Here is a 23,495-nt window from a genome sequence, read left to right on the forward strand (position 1 = left end):
TCATGAATCAAGCCAGCCATAATGGGGCTGGCTTGATAGTTAAGAACCAGAATAAATCGACTCATCAAAAACAATCACCGGCTTAATTACTTCGCCAGAGGCCGAGTCGGCAAAGGCTTTATTAACCTCATTCGGCTGATAAAAACGCATCAATTTATCAACGGGGAATTGCCCCTTCTTATATAGCTCAACCAAGATTGGAATTAACACTTTGGGTGAGGCATCGCCTTCTAACACGCCTTTGATAGTTTTCCCTTTCGCCACTAAATCGTGATTAAGGTTTACGCTAATCTCTGCATTGCTGACGGCAAGTACCACCATGACGCCGTAAACATCTAAACAGTCGAGTGCTTGGTGACAAACGGCGGGGATCCCTGTCGTATCGATAGCGTAATCGGCCCCTCCATTGGTAATAGCATAAATAGCATCAACCGGATTCTGCTCTCTACTGTTGATGACATGAGTTGCCCCAAGCCCTTGTGCTAAGGCTAAGCGGTTAGTGTGAACGTCAACGGCAATGATATGTACGCAGCCTAATATTTTGGCTGCCATAATTGCGCTTAACCCGACAGCACCCGTTCCAAAAACCACAATTGAACTGCCAATTTTAGGCTGTAACGTGTTGAATACCGTTCCGCTGCCGGTCATGATCCCACAACCCAAAGGGCCGAGGTAACGCAGGTCAACATCGCTATCAACTTTACAGACATTCTTCTCATTGACGACGCAATACGTAGCGAGTGATGATTGACCAAATATCTGAGAAATCTGCTCCCCTGACGTAGTGGTTAGTGCAGTGAAGCCATCTTCATCTTTACCTGAAAAATTGAGCTTCGCAAAATCAGTACAAGCCGAAGCATTGCCAGTTAAACAGTGTTTACAGTGACCACAGTATGAAAAACCCAGCACAACATGATCACCAGGTTTAACTGAAGAAACATTTTCGCCAACCTCAACGACAATGCCAGCCCCTTCATGCCCTAGCACCACTGGATAAGCGACAGGAAGTGTTCCGTTGAGTACGGTAACATCGGTATGGCAAACGCCACATGCCACAATTTTAATTAAAAGCTGATTATTTTTAGGCCTGGATAGCACGATATCTTGCAAAGAAAAGTCATCTTTTTTCCGTGATAAAATCGCTTTTATTTCCATATTTCCCTCAATGCTTCAATAGCTATATTCACCCCGCTGCCCTTAATAGTCATGTTTAGCTTGGAATATAAAGGGCAGTGTTTGCTTTGGTATGAATAATAAAAATTAACGTTTAAATTTCACTGGGAAGTCTTGGGTTCTTTTCATCCACCAGAAGTAGTACATACCTTGTGGTGCTATCTGCATGCCGCCGCTGGTGGTTTTACCGCTCATACAGCCTAATAGAATGTCACCATTCACTTTTCTAAAGTTATCGAAAGCAGGTTCACCATCATAAACCATGGTTAACGAGACAACTTCTCGGAATGCCATCATTTTAAGGCAAGCTTCGCCACGCATCGCATCTTTATCTGAATGCAGTTCACTTCTGGCATCGTTATATTCAATAAGTGGGATCGCTTCGTCTGCGGAAACAAACCATTTTCCCCACCATTGGGCGATATTCATTTTTTTCGCAGAAGGGTGTCCAATGTCGATATTATGACCCTCCCATTTTGCGAGTGATTCATCCACATTTGCCGCAGGTAGTGAATCAAATAATTTCAATAATTCTTCGTGTGTTGTTTTTTCAATCCTTGCCAGGAAATCTTCAGTTTTCATTTTATTTTACTCACTAATAATAGGTAGGTTTGGCTTATCAATATCGAATAAGCTCACGGTAGATAACGTCTTTTGATTAATAACTTCAATCATGAACCTACGGGTTATTGTGTTTGAATTCATCAACGCAAAAGATTAGCGTGCTAATAATATTTTTATGATTAATAACTGGTTTGACATTTATTGCTGTCGATTTTTATTTATTCTTAATCATTTGATTATTAATAATTATTTAATTTATAAAAGATAAATGATTATTTGTTGTTATATTTTTATTGAGGTACGGTTTCTATAAAAAATAACTAAAATGGGGGATGTGAGGGGAGCGCCACAGATTAACTATGTTGAGTAATCTGTGGCTTTAATAACGTAAAATTAAATGTATTAAATCGGTGGTAAAGGTGTTTCACTGCTTTTGATTGGGCGATATTGAGTAACAATATCGCGCCCGTCGACTTTACGTTTATCTTGCCAGAGGCTCATACGGCTGCGTAGCGACCCTTCCAATGCCGCCAGCGCTTCTTGCGCCACGCTAGACTCAGGGTTTAACTCCAAGACAAATTGCATAAATTGCCAGCTGTAATAGCGATTTTTCGATGTTCCAGCACCCTGCATATAAGCCATTCCTAGCGTATAGGCCGCTTCTGCGCGTTCAGGATGTTCACTATTAGAAACAATGGCTGGCAGCCACTGTTCAACCGCCAAACGCTTATCCTGCTCGGGGCCAAGATCCAGCGCACAACTGGCCCGCCAGTAATCGGCTTGAGGATGGCCGCCATCAATCGCACGCAGATACCACTGCATGGCCTGCGCGTAATCAACTTCGCCACCAAACCCTTCACGCAAGGCATTTGCACAATTGAACATAGCGGGAACTAAACCAGAACGGGCGGCGCTGAGTACACAATCGAGGGCGTTGCTATCGCTATGTAGTGCTTCAGGCACATCTTGATACCAAAGATTCCGATAAAAGAAGTACAACTCATGGCTATGCAATGCGCTGCCACGACGCGCCATTTCAACCATCAAGAAATGTGCAGCGTCAATATCGTCATTGATCGCCATATCATGCGCCAGCGTTAATAGATCCTTTTCGGTGCTCGGCTGGGCGTTTTCTTGATGCATTAAGGACCACGCGCGATCCATTAAATTTGCGCTTAATTCTGGCTGCTGCGTCAAGCCGTATAGTCCATAGTGAACGGCGGCTGCGGCAAAGGCGGTGAGTAACGCGTTATCGGATTGCACAATGGCGCGGGTTAATAATGTCGTTAGTACTGGAAGGCCATCTTGATTGCCGTTTGCTAACACGACCCGTGAGATAAATAGTGAAGATAAATGGCCAGGCATCGCCTGCGGGGAAACGTTAAATAAATCAGCGTAAAGCGCTAGACCAGCCAGATCGTCGTCTTGCCAATAAGCCACTGCACCGCCTGCTTTATCAAGCAATTGAATGCGCGTAGTATTTTCTAAAGGTTGGGCAAGCAACTGCTCAAGCTGTTGTTGTAACAGGGCGGCCTGCTCAGATTGTCTATCGGCAACGTCGTTTTGCAATGCATCAAGCATTGCGGTTGCACGAAATTGATTGCGCTCTTGTTCTGAAAACTCGGCGCACACATGGCTGTCGATAATCGCCTGCTGCTGCTGAGCGTTGCCTCCCCAATAGGTCGAATGGAATAACAGATAAGATTCCATACTGCCAACATCATTGTGTCGAACTGACGTGGCCATACGTAGCCAATAATCCAGCGGGTCTTCGTCAGTGCGTCGAGTATGCTGTAATGCTATTGGTAACTGGTGAGGCCAATGGGTCAAAGGCTCTACGCCTATAGCATAGAGATGTTGAGCACCTTCTTGCCATATCGGGCTATTTTCAATATTGAATTGTTCATGCAAAGGTTTGGGAATATCACCGGCAAAAAGTGCTCGCAACCAATAAGGCTCACCAAAGCCGCCGCTTAGGTTCATCAGATGACGAAAGGCATGGGTCGGGCGTGGATGGCGTTCAATGGCAGCTAAAAACGCCATGACAGCATAATCGCAGCAAAGTTGAGCCCCAAGCCATTGGTGATCGGCGATCTCTTCGCCTGTATGAGATTGGCGTATGACCCACGCCTGTTCATGCCATAACATACCAAGCAATACCTGAGCATGATAGCTAGTCGGGCATTGAGTCGCCCAATCATCAAGAAGTTGCAGGCGATATTGGGTGCTTTCATTGGCGGCAAAAAGGCTGCCAGGGTGCATCAGCAGACCATAATCACTGTGTATCTCTGTTTGGTTTTGCCAGCCGCGCATTTGTGACAACAGCCACTCGTCGAGTTTGATAAAACGGCGGGTCGCCAGCAGCATTCTGGCTTTACTGAGATTGTCTGGTTGCTCCGGGTGATGCATGCGATTCCTTACTGGCTGGCTATATAAGATAAGTCTACTTTGCGCCTTGTAGTCTACTGGATTATGCCGAAATAGGCAGCGAGATTGCTCTCATATGACCACTATTCTTTTTCTGCATTAGTATGCAAAACGTACTATCACTACATTGGTGGCAGGCGATCGGCTAATTGGTCGTGGTGGCGTTTCTGGTGGCCACTGTAAAGGAGGGGTAATAATCAGACTTATGGAGAGCGGCTTTAAATAACAACTTTATTACGTTTTTTTTATTTTATTCACAAATAAAAACTAGGAGTATTCTTATTTATGGGATCGGGTTTGGGAACTAGCAAATAATAATAGGTTAGAAAAAAAACAAAAAAAAACCGGCCAAAAGGCCGGCTGTTGTTTCCATAAAGTCAGGAATAATAGGGGGTAATTAATAACAAATAATGATGATAGCGAGAGAGAGTATATAGTGGGTTGTTGAGTGTTGCTTATCACTTAGTGCTATTGCTACCCATGTGTGGGTATTATTCGGTAAGCTATTTGTGCTTTATTTTTTCATTTCATCAAATACGAGAAAGTTCCAGGTGGTATATATTTATTTACATTGATATTTTGCTATGGAATACTCCCGCCAAGTACGTTTTTGAGCACTTTAATTTAATAAGGTTTTTTCCGGAAAATATGGACGCCTGAACGTGCTTGTATTTTGACTGCATCGGTTTAAGCAGTTCTCGATAATTTAGTAGCAGTTCGACATAACAAGGATAGATGACAATGAAACTTCGCCTTCTCGCACTCATGGTCCCCGCGCTATTAGCTGCTGGTGCAATCAATGCAGCTGAAATCTACAACAAAGACGGTAATAAACTCGATTTGAACGGTAAGATTGATGGTGAGCATTATTTTTCCAGCAATAATGATTCTGACGGCGATCAATCCTATTTGCGTTTTGGCTTTTCTGGCCAGACCCAAATTAGTGACCAATTAACAGGTTACGGTCAATGGGAGTACCAAGCTGCGCTAAATACTACCGAATCCCAAGGGACTAAAAATAGCTATACTCGCGTAGGATTTGCTGGCTTGAAATTTGGCGATTGGGGCTCACTCGATTATGGCCGTAATTATGGCGTAATCTACGATATTGGTGCATGGACTGACGTTCTTCCTGAGTTTGGTGGCGATACCTACAGCGCAGATAATTTCATGATGCAACGCTCTAGTGGCTTGCTGACTTACCGCAATAATGACTTCTTTGGTATGGTGGAAGGCCTGAAATTTGCGCTGCAATATCAAGGCAAAAATGGCAGTTCATCTGAAACAAATAATGGCCGTGACGAATTAGGTCAAAATGGTGATGGTTACGGTATGTCGGTTTCTTATGATCTGGGTTGGGGCGTGAGTGCTGCGGGTGCATTTAGCAGTTCAAAACGTACTGATAGCCAAAACCGCATGACATACGGTCATGGCGATCGCGCAAATGCCTATAGCGGCGGCCTGAAATATGACGCAAATAATGTTTATCTGGCAGCGATGTATACTAAAACCTACAACATGACCAATTTCGGTACGACAGACAACGGGCATTTTGAAGGCTTTGCTAACGAAGCTGATAACGTTGAACTGGTTGCACAGTATCAGTTCGATTTCGGTCTGCGCCCATCACTGGCATTCCTGCAATCTCGCGGCAAAGATATTGAAAACAAATTCGGTAGCCAGGATCTGGTGAAATATATCGATGTTGGTACCAGCTATTACTTCAACAAAAACATGTCTACTTTTGTTGATTATAAAATCAACTTGCTGAAAGAAAATGATTTTACACGCGCTACCGGTATCAACACTGATAACGTAGTTGCCGTTGGTCTGGTTTACCAGTTCTAACTCGGTTGATTAATGATAAACGCAGCTTCGGCTGCGTTTTTTTTTGGATGTATTTGGTGAGTGGTTTATTCGTTATAAATTCAGGCTACTCATTAAATAACAGCCTGAAAAATCAGGCTGATTTTTGATGTGTCACATGCAAGGGCAGGGCGACTTCCAGTTCAATATGCGGGTTTTGGCGGAACTCGTGTGGCGTGATGTTAAACCGTTTACGGAACATATAAGTAAAATGCGACTGCGATCCGAAGCCAAAATCCATCGCGATATCAAAAATTGGTGTATCGCTACTGCTCAACTGATAAACAGCACTGGCTAAACGACGTTCTCGGATGTATTTTCCGAGCGAAATGCCGGTCGATTCTTTGAAAAGTTTCTGCATATGCCAAAGAGAATAGCCAGAATAGCTAGCCAGTTCCTCTAGATGGATCACTCGCCCCAAGTGGTTTTCAATCCACTTACTGAGCGCGCAGACTATTGAGAGATGAATGTCTTGTGCCATAACCCGTCTATATTCAATTCAGATAGCGTCATTATACACAAACTCACAGTGATAACGGTGTCGTACAAAAGCGATCCGCTGGGTTAATCTTATCTAAGAATGCTAAAAGCACTCGCTTTAGTGCAATAACACCCAATGAATCAGCCGCGCAATGAGGTCATCGAGTACAACTAACCCGATAGCAACGGAGACAATCAATATTGTGAATCTTTTTCTGGTAGGCAACAGTTTGTCTCCGTTGGAAATTGAACCGTTAGTTGCTAGCTCCAGGGACCTGTTCCATGCATGTTTAAGCTGATAACGCCGATACATACTGCTACAAAAATAACTACAACAATCAATAGCCGTTTCATAGTGATTCTCTTCTGAGCTAAATGCTCTGCCTCCGTTTCCTCTGACTACTACCTAATATGTGATGGTTCTTTTACTGACGCACTGGACTCGACATTCAACAGCACGTTGATGCTAAATCCAGTGCAACTTACCTATTTTATGCAGTAGAGTCCAGGAACTTAAGGGTTATTGCTCACTTCTCTCTTGTCGAGTTAGCGTCACCGCTTTGTCAGATGAAGAAATCGTCGATGGCGGTGTTTCTGGTATCAGTGCATCAGGGGATATGTTCAGGTGGTTCAATACTTGTCCCATGATTTTTCCGAATATCGGGCCTGCAACAGTACCACCAAAATGTCGGCCTGCTTTCGGGTTATTAACCATCACGACCAATGCAACTCGCGGGTTGCTTGCTGGGGCAACGCCTGCCGTGTAGTTGATATAGCCGCCATCATATTTACCGCTGGTACCCATTTTCTCCGCTGTCCCGGTTTTTATCGCTAATCGATAACCGGGTACTGCCGCTGGAACACCACTGCCGCCCGGTAATGCGTCACTTTCCATCATATGTACCACTGTCTTGACCACATCTTGTGGCATGACGCGTGTGCCTATTACTGGCGGGGTAACTTTAGTGATCGATAATGGACGATAGACGCCTAATGCGCCAATGGTGGCGTATTCGCGGGCAATTTGCAGCGGCGTTACGCGTAATCCATAGCCGAAAGCAAAGGTTGCCCGTTCGATATCAGCCCAACGCTGACGATGTAGGGGGAAGTAACCACTGCTCTCACCACCAATGCCTAGATCAGTTGGCCTGCCTAAACCGAAAGCACGGTATTGATCGACTAATACTTGTGCAGGCATCGCTAGTGCAATATGTGATACGCCAATGTCACTGGATTTTTGCAACACTCCAGTGATGGTTAAAGCCGGGTAGTGGCCAACGTCGCGGATCAAGTGGCCATTAACGACATAAGGTCGGGTATCGAGTACAGAATCGGGGCGAATCAAATGGCGAGATAAACCGGCCATTACCACCAGCGGTTTCACTGTAGAACCAGGCTCAAAGCTGTCACTCACGGCAACATTGCGCATATCGCCAATTGCTGTACCCGCGTAATTGTTCGGGTTAAACGATGGATAAGATGCCATTCCGAGAATTTCACCGGTGTTAACATCAACCATCACCGCGGCACCAGAATCGGCCTGGTTATAAGTAACGCCATCACGTAAGGCTGAATACATCACGTATTGCACGAAGCTGTCGATACTCAGATTAACCGTGGGTGGCTGCTGTGGTGGGATATCTTTGAGAATACCGATAACATTGCCAGCACCATCTTGACGGAACTCACGTAACCCCGGTTTACCTTCAAGCAGAGTATTGAACCCGCGCTCTAACCCGGTTAATCCTTCATTATCGGTACCCACGATACCAACCAGATTGGCTGCAGCCTCGCTCATTGGATAATAACGGCTGTCATCATGTTGGCTGCTGATACCCCCCAAATGCAATTGGGCAATATCCTTGGCAATGCCATATTCGATTTTGCGGCCAATAAAAATAAAACGCTTGGTTGGATCACTGGTGATCATTTGTTGCAATTGCGGCAACGGCATTTGCAACGCTGACGCCAGGTATTGCCATTTTGGGCTGTTCAGATCGCTGTGCAATTGGGCAATACGGAATGGGTCGGCAATAATATCGCGGGAGGGCACACTCAAAGCCAGCGGGTGGCCGTTACGATCGACAATAGTGCCTCGGCTCGCTGGGATGATTGTCGTACGTAGCGAACGTGAGTCAGCTTGTTTTTCCAACATTGGACGATTGAGCAGCTGCAAGTAGCCTACGCGGCCAAGCAGCAGTGCCATACAACAAACAATACCGAGACAAATCAGTGCAAAGCGTTTGGTGTAAAAATGAGGTTGTGCGCTGGTTTTTTTTGAAGTCGGCATGAATGGTTTCGCAAGGTCATGAGCAGTTTGGTACTGAAAACAATGAAAAATAGCTTCTAGGTTATTGTTTCATCATTATGATTGATAATGAATTCTATCGTTATATCTATCTTATAATAAGCGACTGAAGGCATTTGTTTATTTCGATTGCTCTTTGTAAGTAAATACAACATAAAGTGAGGGCGGGAAGAGGTGTGGGCGATATTTTCGGCATCCGCAGCCCTGAAGCATCAGGGCTGAGAAAAGATTACTCTGCTGATAACCATTCATCAGCTTCATCAAACATTTCTTCAAGCATTTGGTTTAATTGAGACTTTTCTTGCTTGCTTGCACCTGGTGCGCTAAGGCCATTCGCCTGCATTGGTTTAACTTTAATTTCAGCCTCAGGAAACATGCGATGTACTCGCTTAGTTAACTCTGCGGTAATCTTCTCGAAAGCATCAGGGATTGCCGCCACATTTCGTTTATCGTAAATCAGTTCTACCCGCATCGCCACGTTCACTTGCTCCATCTTTGAATAAATAGCTGGTTGAATATACAGTGAATGGCGGGCTGAGCCAAGGAGTTTATCGCTACAGCAAATTGGGGATTTCGCGCTGTCTGGTGGTCATCTCTCAGTAACGTCTGCAAACTCATCAAGAACTGTCATGTTTTAAGCCTTAGATATATTGACTGTCCTTAGCGACGTTAGGGGAGGCATCAGATTGATAATCCACCCTAAATCCTATTGTTAAACCCATAAAATCAACTACCTTCAACACTATATGCTGAGTTTTTATCAACTGTGATGGAGATTATTATGGGATTTTGGCGAGTTGTTATTACTATTTTGATTCCGCCATTAGGCGTGCTGATTGGCAACGGACTGGGATGGGCATTTATCATTAACATCGTTCTGACATTGTGCGGTTATTTGCCTGGTTTGATTCACGGTTTTTGGGTGCAGACAAAAAAATAAAGGTTATGTATTGTCCGGTATGAAATATGCCGGACAATACAACCTGGCGGTAATGAGGTTATCTAACCACGGTTATTCCAGTACATGCGCGGTATTATTTTGCCGTTGCTGGAGTAACTGGCTCTGTTGTAGCTTGCCCTGTTGCAGTTTTCCCTGTTAAAGAGAGTGTCGCCGTAGTTTGCGAGGGAAGTTTTTTGCCAATCTCCAATTTAGCTTTAGCGAGTTCATCCATAAAGCCGCTATCAGCATGCAGGCGCGCAACTTCTGCTGCGCCAACTAAATATCCTGCATTAACATCACTTTTCCAATGAGCACCACAAATAACGCGACTTTGACCAAAATCATAGCCACGTTTTAGCAGTTCATTTTGTCGATCGGGACGAATTTCACTAAGAACGAGTACGGTTGACCAGCCAATCGCGGTATGTCCTGAAGGATAAGAACCATTTTTACGTAAGGCGGCTTCTTCTTTAGGCAAACATGTTGGCGTATTGAAGACCATAAACGGTCTCTGGCGCATGTAATGTTCTTTAGCTAATTTTGATGCTAAATCACCGCTGTCTTCACGCAACTTCTTCAATATATCGTAGGTAATCGGGGTGTTTTCAGGTGTGATATCTATACCAAAAGCTTGCGAAAAAGGTTTACCTATATTTGCATCGGAGAGGTCAGCATCGCTTGCTGCCAATTTCCATCGTGCACTGCCTTTCAACTTATAGCCTTGATGATAAGCCTCTTTATCAAGCTTAAAGGCCTCACTTTTTGCTGCTGGCGGCGATGGGAGATAGCTCAGACTATCAGGTGTTTGATCTAGTCGTAAAAAGGAGTCATCTGCCAGCGCTGAACATACTACGCATTGTGCGATTACAGCTGCACAGAATATTAAGCGTTTTTTCAATATCATTTTTAAATGTCCTTATTATTTAACAAATTATTAAAGTAAATTCCTAAAAAATGTTCTTAAAAATGAGATTGTAAGGGTATATATTATTCTTTCTATTATATGTGTTGGATGTCACAGATAATAACTCCGTGAGTAAATATATCCTATGAAAATGGATTTAATCCTATTTACAAAGCGTTTGGGTATTTTATATAAGATGGGGGTAATTTGTGATGTGATTAAATAGATGGCTTGCCATTTAATAAAAAATAGTGGGATACTCTTCGCCGTATTGTTATACGGTTTTTATATAGAGTATCCGCCGATATAATTTAATTAGTATTTATACCAAGCTTTGAAGTATTTTAAAAAACTATAAAGAGTGGCATAAAGCCCGGTAACGGCACCGACTTTACCTTCTTTCCACGCTCCGCTGAAGACATACCATTTCCAGAATGCGCCGAATGCACTAACAACTCCTCGGCTAATGGATGGTCGGATTTTTCGATGCTCAACCAACCTGGATGTATAAACGTTTAATTTGCCAAACACTTCATGAAGTGAATAGAACGTATCGTGTCTGACTTTGCCAGGAAGGATTTCACTGGTTGAAAAACCTTCGGCAGCATCATCAACGGGTGCATCGTTAAATTGGACATTATTTCTATTAAACAGTCGGATAGGGTAATCAGGAGATGAAACTGGATAGATGGTTCTGACGGGTTTATTTAACACATACCAATGGCGAGGGATTCGAAAAGCATTGCTGGTTTGTGGAGTGCCATTTTGTTTGAGATCGGCAATGGCCGCCACCATCTCATCACCCATAATTTCATCACTATCCATGCATAGCACCCATTCATTATTGGCTTGAGAGATAGCAAAATTCATCTGCTGCCCGTGCGTAGCAAAAGGGTGATAAATTGGCGTTATCCCGAATTCTGCACAAATAGACAGTGTTGCATCTGTGCTTCCAGAGTCGATAACGACAAACTCATCGGCAATATGAGTAAGTGGGGGAAGCACTTCTCTTAACAAACGCGCTGAGTTGAAAGTGAGAAGGCAAATGCTGATCTTAAACATAGCGAAGTCCATAACTGAATGAGACGTAATAAGATTTATTTTCTAGACACGGTAGAACCTGAATAACTGAAAGTACTAGCAGATTTTTAAATGTCACACATTGATTGCGTTGCTAATAGTTAGCAGGCTATCATGACCTAAAAGAACATAGCTGTCTATAATTAATACGGGTTAAACATAAGGGTATTTATCTGTGCTCGCTTACCCGAATCACTTAACTCCAGTGCGCTCATCGGGATGTAAATGATCCCGAGTGAAGACATATCTCATCGTTAATAAGTTATATGCATTTTCTCTATGTGTAGGATATTGTTTTTTAGCTATTTTATCGTTCAGTTCTTGGTAAGAAAATTATCAATAGTTGTAATAGACTGAAACCGCCCGCAGATGCAGGCTGTGTTTTTTAGATGGCATGGGGGCTAAATCATTAAAGTTAAGTATCTCAAGATTATTATTGTTCACTTTAATGTAAGGAGTGCTGTTTTGATCGGAGGGATAATAGCAGGGTGAAGATAGTTTGGGTTCATTGATGACCGGCCATTGTAAAAAGATAGTGAGAAAATCTAATCTTAATATTAATCCTATTGTTTATAACAATATATTCTCATTGGAATGAAATATATTTTAGAGACTATGAGTACAGAAAATCAGCAAGCTGACATTGATATAAAGATATGATGGTTACGATATAAAGAAAAATGCTGTTAAACAAATTATTGGGCATTTTGGTCGGCATGAGAGGATTTGAACCTCCGACCCCCGACACCCCATGACGGTGCGCTACCAAGCTGCGCTACATGCCGATACAGGTAATAGTCTACTAAACTCTATTTTGAAATCAATATACCGCTAGTGCGATGGTGGTGATTTTATATAGCAGGGGGAGAATACAGTTGCCGGGTTATGAGCAACTGTATTATTTCTAGTTAGCAACAAAGCGTTTTTGATCGGTCAGGACTTGTAACAGCAGACCCAGCTCTGGTTTTTGATCGTTCAGTCTATGTCCTATCTTGTTGTAGGCATGGTATTCACCATTATTCTCCAACTGAATCGTTTGGGTTGGCGTAGTTATCACTAGTGAGCCATCGTTGCTACTAGTCACCCAGTTATGTCGACGACGAGCGGAGAATAAATCCTCCCCTTGTGAATAGTCCGCAGGCGCTGTACTTACGTGCAATAAACGCTGCATCAACGTCGTCATGACATCTTCGTGCGATGTCAGCTTATTAATGGTTTGTGCTGGCGTGCCAGGCCAATGGATAATCAGCGGTACTTGTAACCTGTCGCGGCTCAATGCACTGGCATTGCTGTTGAAATTTATGCCTTGTGATGCCGTAATGATAACAACGGTTTTATCCAGTTCTCCACGCTCTTGTAGCGTTTGCAGTACGTTATTTATCTGCTGATCAACGCGTGATGCTGCTTGCTGATAGGTAGACTGTACAGAAGAACCCTTAGGTAATTTTTGTGCCAAGGCATCAGATGTCGCATCGAAGCTTAAATATGAGAACCATGGGCGATCGTTGCGCGCTTTTAGCCACAGCTGCCATTGCTGAGTGGTCTGTGCATCATCTTGTTGTACCGGTGCGGGTAGAGAGAAGTCGGATAACAAGGCTTGGCGATAAAGTCGACTATTAAATCCATCGGAAGCAAACAAGCCAAACTCGTAGTTTTGCTGTGTTAATGCGCTTATCAATGCTGACGGTTTACGTGAGTTAATCACCCCATCCAGGTAGGTCGGGGATATCCCATAAAATAGTCCAAACAGTCCGGTATCATTCATATTTCCTGAACTGTAATGCTGCGCGAAGCTGACGTTTTGCGCAGCAAATGTTGCCAGCATCGGCATATCTTTTGCCGTTGTTGATGCATGCAGACCATCAACGACGATCATCAGTAAATTATAACCGCTGCCGCTATCGCGTACATTGATGCTATTTAGCGGATATTCAACCGACAGCGCTTCGGGATCGCCTTGCTCAATAAGCCGCTGTTTATAGGCTTGGGCGTCTAGTAACCCGTGTTTTTCCAGGAATTTACGCGCAGTCATTGGATAAGAAAGCGGTAGATTTGAGCGTTGCATAGTAATCGGGCGGTAGAAATTGGCATCAGCCCAGATGTACATCAGATGTGAGGCAACAAAGCAGCTAATAAATAGCGCAACGAGCGGTTTGGCAAAGTTACGGCGATTCAAGCTGCGTAGCTTTTGCCACGCCCAGGTACCAAATAGCATCTCAATGAGGAATATAACCGGAACGCAGATGAACATCAGTTGCCAATCGCGCGCCATTTCCCCCTCACCGGGATTGACCACCAGATCCCAAACAACTGGATTGATGTGCAAATGGAAACGAGTAAAGACCTCGGTATCGACCAGCAACAAGGTGAGACCCATGGTTGCTAAAATGGCCGAAAGGAAACGCAATAACCGTTGTGACATCACGACAAAAGTCAGTGGAAACACAATCAGTAGATAAGCGGCAAAACCGACAAAGCTAAAGTGCCCAAGCCAACTGACTAAGGCATATACCCTGCCTTCAAACGAGGAAGGCCAATCGGAGACAAATAGATAGCGACTGCCGAGTCCAAGACCAAGCAGGATATTAAACAGGGCGAACCAGTGGCCCCAGCTAATCATCTGGGAGACTTTTTCGCGATAGCGCTGGCTATTTGTCACCATAAGGGAGTTTGGGTAATCAGTAGATTAATGGGCTTTATCTTCTTTCACCGATGCTTGTAGCGCATCAGCAAATGAGCGGGCTAACATTTTACGTTGAGCCGGCGCGACGCTGGTATTGATAAGGTTAGTCACCATATTACCCAAAACCATCAAAGAAAGGTCATTGGGAGTGCGGTGTTTTTCCAGTACGTTAGCTAATTCTGACAGCAATTGCTCAACGTGTTCGTCACTGTAACGAGATGATTGTGGCATAGATAAATGTGCTCAAAGCCTGACAAAGTCCAATATCTTAACTTATCGTGGGATGACTTTCCGCATTTTTATAACGTTAAAAGTGTTCAGGCATCGATTGGACTTGTTTTGTACTGTTACAGCGCTGTACTCCACCCTTAGTCGGGGGTTAATAGTTGCAGCGGCAAGCCTTCAGTGTTTGAATACGCGCGCAAGGCCAACCGCCACCAAGACAGGAGAATAATCATGAGTCTGGATATCGAGCAGATCGCTCTACACCAGTTGAATAAACGCGACGAGCAGACGCTGGATGTTGTGCTGCGCGATAGCCTTTTAACCCCCAATGCGGCGGTTGAAGAGATGATGGCCGAATTACACCGGGTATACAGTGCCAAAAGCAAGGCTTATGGCTTGTTTAACGAAGGTAGTGAATTAGCCGACGCATTGCGTAATTGTCGTAAGGGCGAAGAGGATTTCCTGGGGTTCAGTCGCGCAGCGACCGGGCGTTTGCGTGATGAGTTGGCTAAATATCCTTTTGCCGAAGGCGGCGTTGTGCTTTTCTGCCACTACCGTTTTTTAGCGGTAGAATATTTATTGATTGCGGTGCTCAATAGCCGCAGCAGCATGCGTGTGAATGAAGAACTTGATGTCAGCAGCATTCATTATCTGGATATTAATCATGCTGATATCGTTGCCCGTATCGATTTGACTGAATGGGAAACCAATCCAGAATCAACACGCTATCTGACTTTCTTAAAAGGACGAGTAGGGCGTAAAGTTTCGGATTTCTTCATGGATTTCCTGGCAGCAAGCGAAGGTCTCGATACCAAAGCGCAGAACCGGGGACTATTACAGGCGGTTGATGATTATTGTGCCGACGCGCAGTTAGATAAAAATGAGCGTCAGAATTATCGCCAGCAGGTTTACTCTTACTGTAACGAGCAACTGCAAGCGGGTGAAGAGATCGCCTTACAAGGGCTATCTGACGAATTAGCCCCGCTTGGGGATAAAGATTTTAAACAGTTTTCGGCCGAGCAAGGTTATCAGTTGGAAGAGAGTTTCCCTGCGGATCGCGGAACATTGCGTCAGTTGACCAAGTTTGCTGGCAGTGGCGGGGGATTGAGCATTAATTTTGATGCGCTGTTAATGGGCGAGCGAATTTTCTGGGATCCTGCAACGGACACGCTGACTATTAAAGGCACGCCACCGAATTTACGCGATCAACTGATGCGTCGTACCGGCAGTGGAAACAGCTAAACGAATTTCTTGAATCACAGCCAATAAAAAACGCCGCAATTGCGGCGTTTTTTATCACTCTCGCTTCGGCGTCCCGTAGCGTATCAATCTCGTTTGCGATTAAACGCGAACGAAGTCGATGTGAGTCAGTTTTGGCTTGAACGGGTGACGCTGCACAGCCTGAACTTTAACTTTGGTTTCTTTACCGTCGATAACCAGAGTGATTGCTTCGCTGTAAAATTCCGCTTTAACTTCCATGTTCTTAACAGAATCATGGTCCAGTTCGATAGAAACTGGTTCAGCAGAGCCACCGTAAACGATAGCTGGGAATTTGTTTGCTGCGCGCAGGCGGCGGCTCGCACCCTTACCCTGCACAGAACGTACTGCTACATTGATAGTAAACATTGTTTTTCTCTTTTAAGAAAATTAACCCCGTTACAGGCGACCCAGCAACAGGTTGGTTAGTGATTTGTGTCATACACTAAATGCACTAAATAGTTCTTCGCTCCGCACATGGCGAAAGCGGGCGATATGTTATCGAAGTATCGCCGCTGCGGCAATCAATAATGCAATTTTGATGCTGATGAATTGTTCGCTGCCTTAACCGCGTAATTCATGGGCGCGACGAAAACGCCCTTGATAATCAAAAACCTTTTCGCGGATCTGCCAGAAACGCCCCTTCATTCTTGCGACGACAAAATCTGGATGGCGTAATAGCGACTGCTGAGCCAGAATATCTTGTGCGGTTTTCCATTCCAGCGGCACGCCGGGTGCGCGTTGATGCGGGCGCATAAAATTGTGCAGAAACGCTAGCCGCTGTGCCGGTGTTTTTAAACGGAAACGTTCGCTGGCGCTGGCACCATCTTCATCGTAATAGGTGATTTTTAGCCACTCACCTTGGTCATCTTGCCCGGCTTCCAGCGCCATTCCGCCGCAGCGTAACACTAAGGCGTCCTTCAGGCGTTGAGCGGCTTTTAGCATATCGTCTGGGTCAACCAGCACTTCCTGGCACTGATGACAACGGCGAGCGGCGATATCGTTTTCTGCGCCGCAGTGTGGGCAGCTTTTAAAACGAAAACGGTAATCACACTGCTCACGGTTACCCTCATCATCTTCTAAAAATCCCTGACAGCGGCGGCCAAAATGTTCAATTATGCTGCCATCTTCGGTGGTTTTTCCCCAAAAGATATTGGCGAAACCACAGCCAGGGCAAAATACTTGTACCGGCTTATTGTCACCGGCCGGCTTGCTGCTTCCTACTTCGGGTGTGAAGAGATCGTGCGGATTTCCTGCGTAATCGAGGATCAGACAATCGCTTTTACCTTCGTAAAGTCGCAGACCGCGTCCGACGATTTGCTGATATAAACTGACAGACTCAGTCGGGCGCAAAATAGCAATTAGGTCAACGTGTGGCGCATCAAAGCCAGTTGTCAGTACTGAAACATTCACCAGATAACGCAAACGTTGTTGTTTAAATTCACCGATTAACCTGTCACGTTCGACCGCAGGCGTTTGTGCGCTGATTAATGCGGCTTCGTTTTTGGGCAATAAGCGGAAGACTTCACCGGCGTGTTCAACCGTGGCGGCAAAAATCATTACGCCGCGCCTATCGGCAGCGAACTCACAAATTTGGCTGACAATATGTGGTGTAATACGCGTTTGTTGCCGCAGCTCTTTGTTAAGATCGGCTTCGGCAAACAGACCATTGTTATTAGGCTGCAAGCGACTGAAATCATATTGTACTACCGGCATATCCAGACGCTCTGGTGGTACCAAAAACTGGTGCTTGATCATGTAGCGCAGCGGCAGCTCAAAAATACAATCGCGGAATAGGCTACGGTCATCCCCGCGTACCATCCCTTGATAATGAAATTGATAAATCCAGCCCTTACCGAGCCGATAAGGCGTGGCTGTTAGCCCCAACAGGCGCAGGCGAGGATTTGCCGCCCGTAAATGGCCAATGATCTGTTGATACTGGCTATTATCGTCATCACTGATGCGGTGGCACTCATCAATAATCAGTAGAGAAAAGGCGCTGTCGAATTGATTAAGATTGGGGGCTACAGACTGCACGCTGCCAAATACCACTTTCCCCTGGCTCTGTTTAACGTTAAGGCCCGCGGCATAAATATCGGCATCCATTCCATAAGAAAGATATTTAGCGTGGTTTTGTGCCACTAACTCTTTTACATGAGCGAGCACTAAAACTCTGCCGCGCGCGAGCCTTGCCAGTTCGGCAATGACTAAACTTTTCCCTGCACCTGTTGGTAGCACAATGACCGCTGGCGTATCGTGGCGGCGAAAATGGTTCAGGGTGGCATCAACGGCTTCCTGCTGATAGGGGCGAAGGGTAAAAGACGTGGATTGCATGCGGCACCAGCTTAAAAAACAGGGTTTAATTATGCCAAGAAATCATGGCGCTGACGATGGCGCGAAGCGATTAGTTATTAAGACGATTTTTACATATTGTGTGGATATGCATCTATGTTCTTAGCGTAAGCACAGTTATACTTAGCACTCTAATTGGCAGCAAGGCTGTCCCCGCAGCAATAATAACATATTGCAACTATTTCATATCGAACATACCAATGCTTCATTGATTGCCGCGACTCTTGGCGCAAGGGTGGTGCATTGTGTTTTATCAGTAACGCGGTCGTTTATCGGCTGCCAAGACAGGCTAAATAGATTCACATGCGATTGGATAAGTTTTTATCACAGCAGTTAGGAGTCAGCCGGGCGCTTGTTGCGCGCGAGCTGCGTGCGAAACGTGTCACGGTAGATGGCGAAATTGTAAAAAGCGGCGCGCTGAAATTATCTCCGGAACAGCGGGTTGAATTTGATGGCAATGTGCTTGATCAAATTACTGGCCCTCGTTACTTCATGCTCAATAAACCTCAAGGTTACGTCTGCTCAACAGATGATCCCGATCACCCAACGGTGCTTTACTTTCTCGATGAGCCGGTTGCTTATAAATTGCACGCTGCCGGACGACTGGATATCGATACTACGGGCTTAGTGCTGATGACGGATGACGGCCAATGGTCACACCGTATTACCTCTCCTAGACATCACTGCGAAAAAACCTATTTAGTGACGCTTGAGCATCCATTGGCTGCTGATACTGCCGAGCAGTTTGCTGCGGGTGTACAACTGCATAATGAAGATTCTCTGACTTTACCGGCGCAGCTAGAGCAAGTCGAAGAGTGCCTGGTGCGCTTGACGATTAGCGAAGGGCGCTATCATCAAGTTAAGCGGATGTTTGCTGCGGTAGGAAATCGTGTTGTTGCGCTTCATCGCGAACGTATCGGCGCTATCGTAATGGATGATGATCTCGAGCCCGGTGAATATCGGTTATTGACCGACGAGGAAGTTGCCAGCGTTGGCATGCCCTCACGTTAATTTACTGTAACCACAACGCTACCCGTGCGGTATTTAATGAGGAGTTGGTAAAAGTGCAAGAGAACCGGACATCCCACGTAGGTTTGATCTTTATCCTGGGATTGTTGTCGATGTTGATGCCGTTGGCTATCGACATGTATTTGCCAAGTATGCCAGCTATCGCTCAAGAATTTGGCGTGCCGGCGGGTAGTGTGCAAATGACCCTCAGCATCTATGTGCTCGGGTTTGCTATTGGGCAGCTTTTTTACGGACCGATAGCCGATAGTTACGGTCGTAAGCCGGTGATCTTCTGGGGGGTGTTGGCGTTTGCACTTGCCGCCGCAGCCTGCGCACTGTCAGCATCAGTGCAGCAATTGGTTTATATGCGCTTGCTACATGGTCTGGCTGCGGCCGCCGCGAGCGTAGTTATCAATGCCTTAATGCGTGACATGTTCACCAAAGACGAATTCTCACGCATGATGTCGTTTGTTGTGTTGGTCATGACCATTGCTCCTTTGGTGGCACCGATGCTGGGTGGCACCTTATTGTTAATGTTTAGCTGGCACGCGATTTTCTGGGCAATGTCGATTGCTGCATTAATTGCAGCCGTGTTGGTGGGCTTTTTCATTAAAGAAACCCTCCCCAAAGAGAAACGACAGCGCTTTTACTTACGTAATAGCCTGGGTAATTTTGCGACGTTGTTCCGCCATAAACGCGTTCTATGCTACATGTTATCCAGCGGCTTCTCTTTTGCCGGGATGTTCTCCTTCTTAAGTGCCGGACCGTTTGTTTATATCGACCTGAATGGCGTATCCGAGCAGAACTTTGGTTTTTACTTCGCGCTAAATATTGTCTTCATGGTGATCTTCACCACCATTAATAGCCGCAGTGTTCGCCGTTTCGGTGCCGAGAAAATGTTCCGTTTTGGAATAACTATCCAATTGATTATGGGCATTTGGTTATTAATCGTCAGCGCATTGGGATTAGGTTTCTGGCCGCTCGTCTTCGGCATAGGTTGCTATGTTGGTTGTATTGCACTGGTAACATCCAATGCAATGGCCGTTGTTATGGATGATTTTCCTCACATGGCGGGAACGGCTGCTTCATTGGCGGGGACGATTCGGTTTAGTACTGGAGCTGCGGTGGGGTCGCTATTAGCGCTATTTCCAGCAAAAAGTGCCTGGCCAATGGTTGGCTCAATGGCATTTTGTATTTTTGCTTCCGTTGTTCTGTATATCTACGCCAGCCGGCCTGCAAAAAGTGAACAAACCGCGTAATTGAAAACGCGCACTCCCGAAGATTCGGGCGTGCGCGGTATTGTTGAACTTAGCTAGTAATAGAAAGATTGGTAGCTTGTTGCTGCGCGCGAGCTTTTGCTTGCGCTTTTGCCAGGGAATATTGATTAGCCATCGCTTTGGCTTTAGCACCAGGAACGAGCGCCATATCGCACTCTTTCGGCAACAATGCGGTAACTGATGCCGCAATCAACAAAGAGACACCCAGCGCATAGATAGCAATGCTTTGGCCATAGAAACTCACCATCACACCGACCAAATAGGGCCCACAAAAGCCGCCTAAATTACCTAAGCCATTAATGACACCACGCGCGCTCCCGGCTACTTCAGAGGTTGTGACTTTTGCCGGAATCGTCCAGAACGGGCTGGCGGCAGCTTGTAAGAAGAAGCCAGCGCCGACCAAGAAGAAATAGGCGGTCATGATATTACTGTCAAAAGTGACCGAAGCGGACAGGCAGGCGGCGAAACCTAACAGAGGGAGAATAATAAACATTCTGCGTTTGCCGGTTTTGTCTGATAAAAATGATAAAACGAAAATACCTAACATCGTGCCGATATAAGGAATGATGGCCAGCATCCCGACGGAACTCATGTCTCCGCCGGTCAAGTTTTTCAAAATACTTGGCAACCATAAGGTATAGCCGTACACGCCGGTCTGATAGAAAAAGTTGATCACAATGAGCTTAACCAGAGAGCTATTGCGGAAGACTTCTTTCAGTGGTGCTTTCTCTACTTTGATCAAACCTTGTAACGCTTCCCGCTCTTTGGACAATTCACTGACCAGATAATCGCGCTCACGTTCTGATAGCCACTTGGCTTCTTCTGGACGGTCGCTGATGGTGAACCACCATAGCAACATGACGACAGCTGATAATGCACCTTCAATAATAAACAACCAACGCCAATCTAAAGCATCAAGTATTAGGCCTGACAGCGGGGCGGTGATCATGCCACCCAAAGGGGCGAACATCAGCACATAGGCGTTTGCCCGACCACGTTCAGCATCGGGGAACCAGTTGCTAACCATTGTCAGCACCACAGGTAACATGCCACCTTCGGATACACCCAATGCAAAACGCAGGAATAGTAACTGGTAATGATTGGTGACCATTCCGGTTAATATCGAAATAATCGCCCAGGCTAACAGCGACCAGGCAATGAATTTTTTGCCACTGCCATTAACGGCAATGCTGCCACCGGGAACTTGCAAAAACAGATAACCAATAAAGAAAATACCTGCCGCTAAACCAGCAACTGAAGCAGTAATACCAAGCTCTGCATCCATTCCACCTGGCATAGCAAAACTAATATTCACCCTATCCATAAACGAGATAATACAGGCGATGAGAATTGGTGTAATCACACGCAACCAACGAGCTTTAGGTATTTTATTATCCATCTATTACACCTCTGCTTTTAATACCATGCTTTACGCTCTTTCAATGAGCAGCACGATGTTATTTCTCTAAATAAATGAGCCTGTCCTTTTAGGGGAATAACCAACAAGCACCATGTTGTGATGTCTTAATAAAAGCAGGTTGAGAATATTATTTTGTGATTTAATTCACGTTAGCCCATGTTAAAAAATCATGTTACTGGTAACGTGATCGCTAACTCATGTATTCCCGTCATTCTTGACGTTGCCTCACTGTTGGCTACGCTCCCTTGCCACCTTGGTGCAATTCTACTTATTTAGGGGGGAGATGAAATAATGTAAATTATGGGTAGGAATAGGCTATATGGTGCCGCCGAGGGATAGGCGATAATGCAAGTTTATGTGCTCAGTGGTTGGCTTGTTGTTGATTTTATTTAATAAAATTTCCGCAGCAACTTTACCTATCTCAAAACGAGGCGTAATGACGCTAGCCATCTCAGGAGTGGTTGCCAGACCAATATCTAATCCATGAAAACCGGAAATTGCCATTTGCTCTGGTACTTGAATGTTTTGTTTTAAGCATTCCTGTAACACACCAACGGCAATATCATCGTTAGTACAAAGTATGGCATCAATTTGTGGGTACATTTGCATTGCCTGCGTCAGCATTCCGGCGCCAATAGAAACCGAAGAGACTTTATTAGGCATGATTTGTTGTGGCGTCAGTTTATTGTTCAACATCGCCTGGCTATATCCCTGAAAGCGTTTCTTATCACGCGCATCAGACATTGAACCAAAATAAACTACATTTTTTTTGCCACTGGCAAGTAATGCAGCTGCCATGTCATATCCAGCCTGATAATTATCAAACCCAACTGAAATGCGCGTGCTGGATTGATCAAAATCCATAACTTGAGCAATCGGAATTGCGGCGGCATTAAGATACTTTTCTGCTTTAAGCGTATGAACAGAATCCGTCAAAATTAATCCAGCCAGCCGATAAGTCAGCAGATTGATAATATGCTCTTCTTCACGTTCTTTGCTGTAATCATAATTGACCACCAACGTTTGATAGCCCTGCTGCGAGGTAACGGACTCAATACCGGCTAATAAATCGGAAAAAATCTGGTTGTTGAAAGAAGGTACTAAGATGCCAATGCGCCGACTTTGCTGGAGTTTCTCTGCCTCTTCAAGTGGATAACCCACTTCTTGCATCACCTTGATAATACGTTCACGTGTTTCAGCCGAGACTTTCTCTGGCGTGCGCAGAAAACGACTGACGGTCATCTTAGTTACATCGGCGAGTAACGCGATATCTTGTAGTGTGACGCGTTGATTTCTCATCCGTTAATCCAGCGTGAAGGTGAAAGCAATGGGCAGCTAATTATTCGAATGTTAACAAATTGTAGTCGGGCAGACAACGACCGGAAGTTCAGGCAAAAGTATGGTGGTTTCATATCGATGAAATTGAGTTGAGTAACATAGCCTTTCCATGGAAAAAACGTTAATTACGAATGACTTGCTTCACGCTTGTAGTAACAGAGTTTTTTAACACTATTTTAGGTGATCCTCGTCA

19 protein-coding genes and 1 tRNA gene are annotated in these 23,495 nt (G+C 45.1%); 5 read left to right on the forward strand and 15 right to left on the reverse strand.

Features of this window, described 5'->3' with window-relative positions:
* Window positions 1-39: 39 nt before the first annotated feature.
* The 3 genes from ACL9RG_RS00555 to ACL9RG_RS00565 form a co-directional block, all read right to left on the reverse strand.
* The gene (locus tag ACL9RG_RS00555; RefSeq protein WP_422790622.1) at window positions 40-1,155 is read right to left on the reverse strand and encodes an NAD(P)-dependent alcohol dehydrogenase; all 1,116 of its coding nucleotides are present in this window, start codon (window positions 1,153-1,155) and stop codon (window positions 40-42) included.
* Window positions 1,156-1,260: 105 nt separating this feature from the next.
* Window positions 1,261-1,755 carry a DUF4334 domain-containing protein gene (locus ACL9RG_RS00560; RefSeq protein ID WP_422790623.1) on the reverse strand — a complete coding sequence of 165 codons (495 nt, stop codon included), beginning with the start codon at window positions 1,753-1,755 and terminating at the stop codon, window positions 1,261-1,263.
* Window positions 1,756-2,139: 384 nt separating this feature from the next.
* The gene (locus tag ACL9RG_RS00565) at window positions 2,140-4,146 is read right to left on the reverse strand and encodes a DUF4034 domain-containing protein (RefSeq protein ID WP_422790624.1); all 2,007 of its coding nucleotides are present in this window, start codon (window positions 4,144-4,146) and stop codon (window positions 2,140-2,142) included.
* A gap of 759 nt (window positions 4,147-4,905) precedes the next feature.
* On the opposite strand from ACL9RG_RS00565, the gene ompC reads away from it, so the two are divergent.
* The gene (gene ompC / locus ACL9RG_RS00570; protein ID WP_422790625.1) at window positions 4,906-6,012 is read left to right on the forward strand and encodes a porin OmpC; all 1,107 of its coding nucleotides are present in this window, start codon (window positions 4,906-4,908) and stop codon (window positions 6,010-6,012) included.
* A gap of 112 nt (window positions 6,013-6,124) precedes the next feature.
* On the opposite strand, the gene ACL9RG_RS00575 is transcribed toward ompC, so the two are convergent.
* From ACL9RG_RS00575 to ACL9RG_RS00585, 3 genes are all read right to left on the reverse strand, one after another.
* Entirely contained in the window at window positions 6,125-6,511 is a 387-nt protein-coding gene (locus ACL9RG_RS00575) for a helix-turn-helix domain-containing protein (protein ID WP_422790626.1), read from the reverse strand.
* 519 nt (window positions 6,512-7,030) lie between these two features.
* Window positions 7,031-8,800, reverse strand: coding sequence for a penicillin-binding transpeptidase domain-containing protein (locus tag ACL9RG_RS00580; protein WP_422790627.1), 1,770 nt, complete (start codon window positions 8,798-8,800; stop codon window positions 7,031-7,033).
* A 247-nt stretch (window positions 8,801-9,047) separates the two neighbouring features.
* Window positions 9,048-9,290: a DinI family protein gene (locus ACL9RG_RS00585; protein WP_422791153.1), complete on the reverse strand. Its 243-nt coding sequence runs from the start codon at window positions 9,288-9,290 to the stop codon at window positions 9,048-9,050.
* Window positions 9,291-9,599: 309 nt separating this feature from the next.
* On the opposite strand from ACL9RG_RS00585, the gene ACL9RG_RS00590 reads away from it, so the two are divergent.
* Window positions 9,600-9,758 (forward strand): YqaE/Pmp3 family membrane protein, encoded by a 159-nt coding sequence (locus ACL9RG_RS00590; protein ID WP_422790628.1) that lies wholly within the window; start codon window positions 9,600-9,602, stop codon window positions 9,756-9,758.
* Between the two features lie 94 nt (window positions 9,759-9,852).
* Here ACL9RG_RS00590 and ACL9RG_RS00595 read toward each other — a convergent pair whose 3' ends face one another.
* From ACL9RG_RS00595 to ACL9RG_RS00615, 5 genes are all read right to left on the reverse strand, one after another.
* A complete protein-coding gene (locus tag ACL9RG_RS00595; protein ID WP_422791154.1) occupies window positions 9,853-10,656 on the reverse strand; it encodes an acid phosphatase in 804 nt (267 codons plus the stop codon).
* 321 nt (window positions 10,657-10,977) lie between these two features.
* Complete coding sequence (locus tag ACL9RG_RS00600; RefSeq protein WP_422790629.1) at window positions 10,978-11,724, reverse strand: glycosyltransferase family 2 protein; 747 nt, start codon at window positions 11,722-11,724, stop codon at window positions 10,978-10,980.
* A gap of 726 nt (window positions 11,725-12,450) precedes the next feature.
* Window positions 12,451-12,527, reverse strand: a tRNA-Pro gene (locus ACL9RG_RS00605).
* Window positions 12,528-12,646: 119 nt separating this feature from the next.
* A complete protein-coding gene (yejM, locus tag ACL9RG_RS00610) occupies window positions 12,647-14,404 on the reverse strand; it encodes an LPS biosynthesis-modulating metalloenzyme YejM (RefSeq protein WP_422790630.1) in 1,758 nt (585 codons plus the stop codon).
* 24 nt (window positions 14,405-14,428) lie between these two features.
* The gene (locus tag ACL9RG_RS00615; protein WP_422790631.1) at window positions 14,429-14,656 is read right to left on the reverse strand and encodes a YejL family protein; all 228 of its coding nucleotides are present in this window, start codon (window positions 14,654-14,656) and stop codon (window positions 14,429-14,431) included.
* Window positions 14,657-14,881: 225 nt separating this feature from the next.
* Between ACL9RG_RS00615 and yejK the strand changes: the two genes are divergently transcribed.
* Complete coding sequence (gene yejK, locus ACL9RG_RS00620) at window positions 14,882-15,892, forward strand: nucleoid-associated protein YejK (RefSeq protein ID WP_422790632.1); 1,011 nt, start codon at window positions 14,882-14,884, stop codon at window positions 15,890-15,892.
* Window positions 15,893-15,991: 99 nt separating this feature from the next.
* Here the strand turns inward: yejK and rplY are convergent, their stop codons facing one another.
* Window positions 15,992-16,276, reverse strand: coding sequence for a 50S ribosomal protein L25 (gene rplY, locus ACL9RG_RS00625; protein ID WP_422790633.1), 285 nt, complete (start codon window positions 16,274-16,276; stop codon window positions 15,992-15,994).
* A 195-nt stretch (window positions 16,277-16,471) separates the two neighbouring features.
* The gene (locus ACL9RG_RS00630; protein WP_422790634.1) at window positions 16,472-18,241 is read right to left on the reverse strand and encodes a DEAD/DEAH box helicase; all 1,770 of its coding nucleotides are present in this window, start codon (window positions 18,239-18,241) and stop codon (window positions 16,472-16,474) included.
* Between the two features lie 321 nt (window positions 18,242-18,562).
* Here ACL9RG_RS00630 and rsuA point away from each other — a divergent pair, with 321 nt between their 5' ends.
* Together rsuA and ACL9RG_RS00640 are read left to right on the forward strand one after the other, a co-directional pair.
* Complete coding sequence (rsuA, locus tag ACL9RG_RS00635; RefSeq protein WP_422790635.1) at window positions 18,563-19,270, forward strand: 16S rRNA pseudouridine(516) synthase RsuA; 708 nt, start codon at window positions 18,563-18,565, stop codon at window positions 19,268-19,270.
* Window positions 19,271-19,323: 53 nt separating this feature from the next.
* The gene (locus ACL9RG_RS00640) at window positions 19,324-20,526 is read left to right on the forward strand and encodes a Bcr/CflA family multidrug efflux MFS transporter (RefSeq protein WP_422790636.1); all 1,203 of its coding nucleotides are present in this window, start codon (window positions 19,324-19,326) and stop codon (window positions 20,524-20,526) included.
* 49 nt (window positions 20,527-20,575) lie between these two features.
* On the opposite strand, the gene ACL9RG_RS00645 is transcribed toward ACL9RG_RS00640, so the two are convergent.
* Window positions 20,576-21,943, reverse strand: a complete 1,368-nt coding sequence (locus tag ACL9RG_RS00645) for an MFS transporter (protein WP_422790637.1) — start codon at window positions 21,941-21,943, stop codon at window positions 20,576-20,578.
* A 336-nt stretch (window positions 21,944-22,279) separates the two neighbouring features.
* The gene (locus ACL9RG_RS00650; protein WP_422790638.1) at window positions 22,280-23,263 is read right to left on the reverse strand and encodes a LacI family DNA-binding transcriptional regulator; all 984 of its coding nucleotides are present in this window, start codon (window positions 23,261-23,263) and stop codon (window positions 22,280-22,282) included.
* Window positions 23,264-23,495: the final 232 nt, after the last annotated feature.

The organism is Rouxiella sp. Mn2063, assembly GCF_049319665.1.
In the GTDB taxonomy this organism is placed as follows: domain Bacteria; phylum Pseudomonadota; class Gammaproteobacteria; order Enterobacterales; family Enterobacteriaceae; genus JBMOUD01.

Bases quoted from the DNA above. Each gene is read 5' to 3' on its own strand.
- ACL9RG_RS00555 (WP_422790622.1), bottom strand. From the start codon at position 1,155: ATGGAAATAAAAGCGATTTTATCACGGAAAAAAGATGACTTTTCTTTG.
- ACL9RG_RS00560 (WP_422790623.1), bottom strand. From the start codon at position 1,755: ATGAAAACTGAAGATTTCCTGGCAAGGATTGAAAAAACAACACACGAA.
- ACL9RG_RS00565 (WP_422790624.1), bottom strand. From the start codon at position 4,146: ATGCATCACCCGGAGCAACCAGACAATCTCAGTAAAGCCAGAATGCTG.
- ompC (WP_422790625.1), top strand. From the start codon at position 4,906: ATGAAACTTCGCCTTCTCGCACTCATGGTCCCCGCGCTATTAGCTGCT.
- ACL9RG_RS00575 (WP_422790626.1), bottom strand. From the start codon at position 6,511: ATGGCACAAGACATTCATCTCTCAATAGTCTGCGCGCTCAGTAAGTGG.
- ACL9RG_RS00580 (WP_422790627.1), bottom strand. From the start codon at position 8,800: ATGCCGACTTCAAAAAAAACCAGCGCACAACCTCATTTTTACACCAAA.
- ACL9RG_RS00585 (WP_422791153.1), bottom strand. From the start codon at position 9,290: ATGCGGGTAGAACTGATTTACGATAAACGAAATGTGGCGGCAATCCCT.
- ACL9RG_RS00590 (WP_422790628.1), top strand. From the start codon at position 9,600: ATGGGATTTTGGCGAGTTGTTATTACTATTTTGATTCCGCCATTAGGC.
- ACL9RG_RS00600 (WP_422790629.1), bottom strand. From the start codon at position 11,724: ATGTTTAAGATCAGCATTTGCCTTCTCACTTTCAACTCAGCGCGTTTG.
- yejM (WP_422790630.1), bottom strand. From the start codon at position 14,404: ATGGTGACAAATAGCCAGCGCTATCGCGAAAAAGTCTCCCAGATGATT.
- ACL9RG_RS00615 (WP_422790631.1), bottom strand. From the start codon at position 14,656: ATGCCACAATCATCTCGTTACAGTGACGAACACGTTGAGCAATTGCTG.
- yejK (WP_422790632.1), top strand. From the start codon at position 14,882: ATGAGTCTGGATATCGAGCAGATCGCTCTACACCAGTTGAATAAACGC.
- rplY (WP_422790633.1), bottom strand. From the start codon at position 16,276: ATGTTTACTATCAATGTAGCAGTACGTTCTGTGCAGGGTAAGGGTGCG.
- ACL9RG_RS00630 (WP_422790634.1), bottom strand. From the start codon at position 18,241: ATGCAATCCACGTCTTTTACCCTTCGCCCCTATCAGCAGGAAGCCGTT.
- rsuA (WP_422790635.1), top strand. From the start codon at position 18,563: ATGCGATTGGATAAGTTTTTATCACAGCAGTTAGGAGTCAGCCGGGCG.
- ACL9RG_RS00645 (WP_422790637.1), bottom strand. From the start codon at position 21,943: ATGGATAATAAAATACCTAAAGCTCGTTGGTTGCGTGTGATTACACCA.
- ACL9RG_RS00650 (WP_422790638.1), bottom strand. From the start codon at position 23,263: ATGAGAAATCAACGCGTCACACTACAAGATATCGCGTTACTCGCCGAT.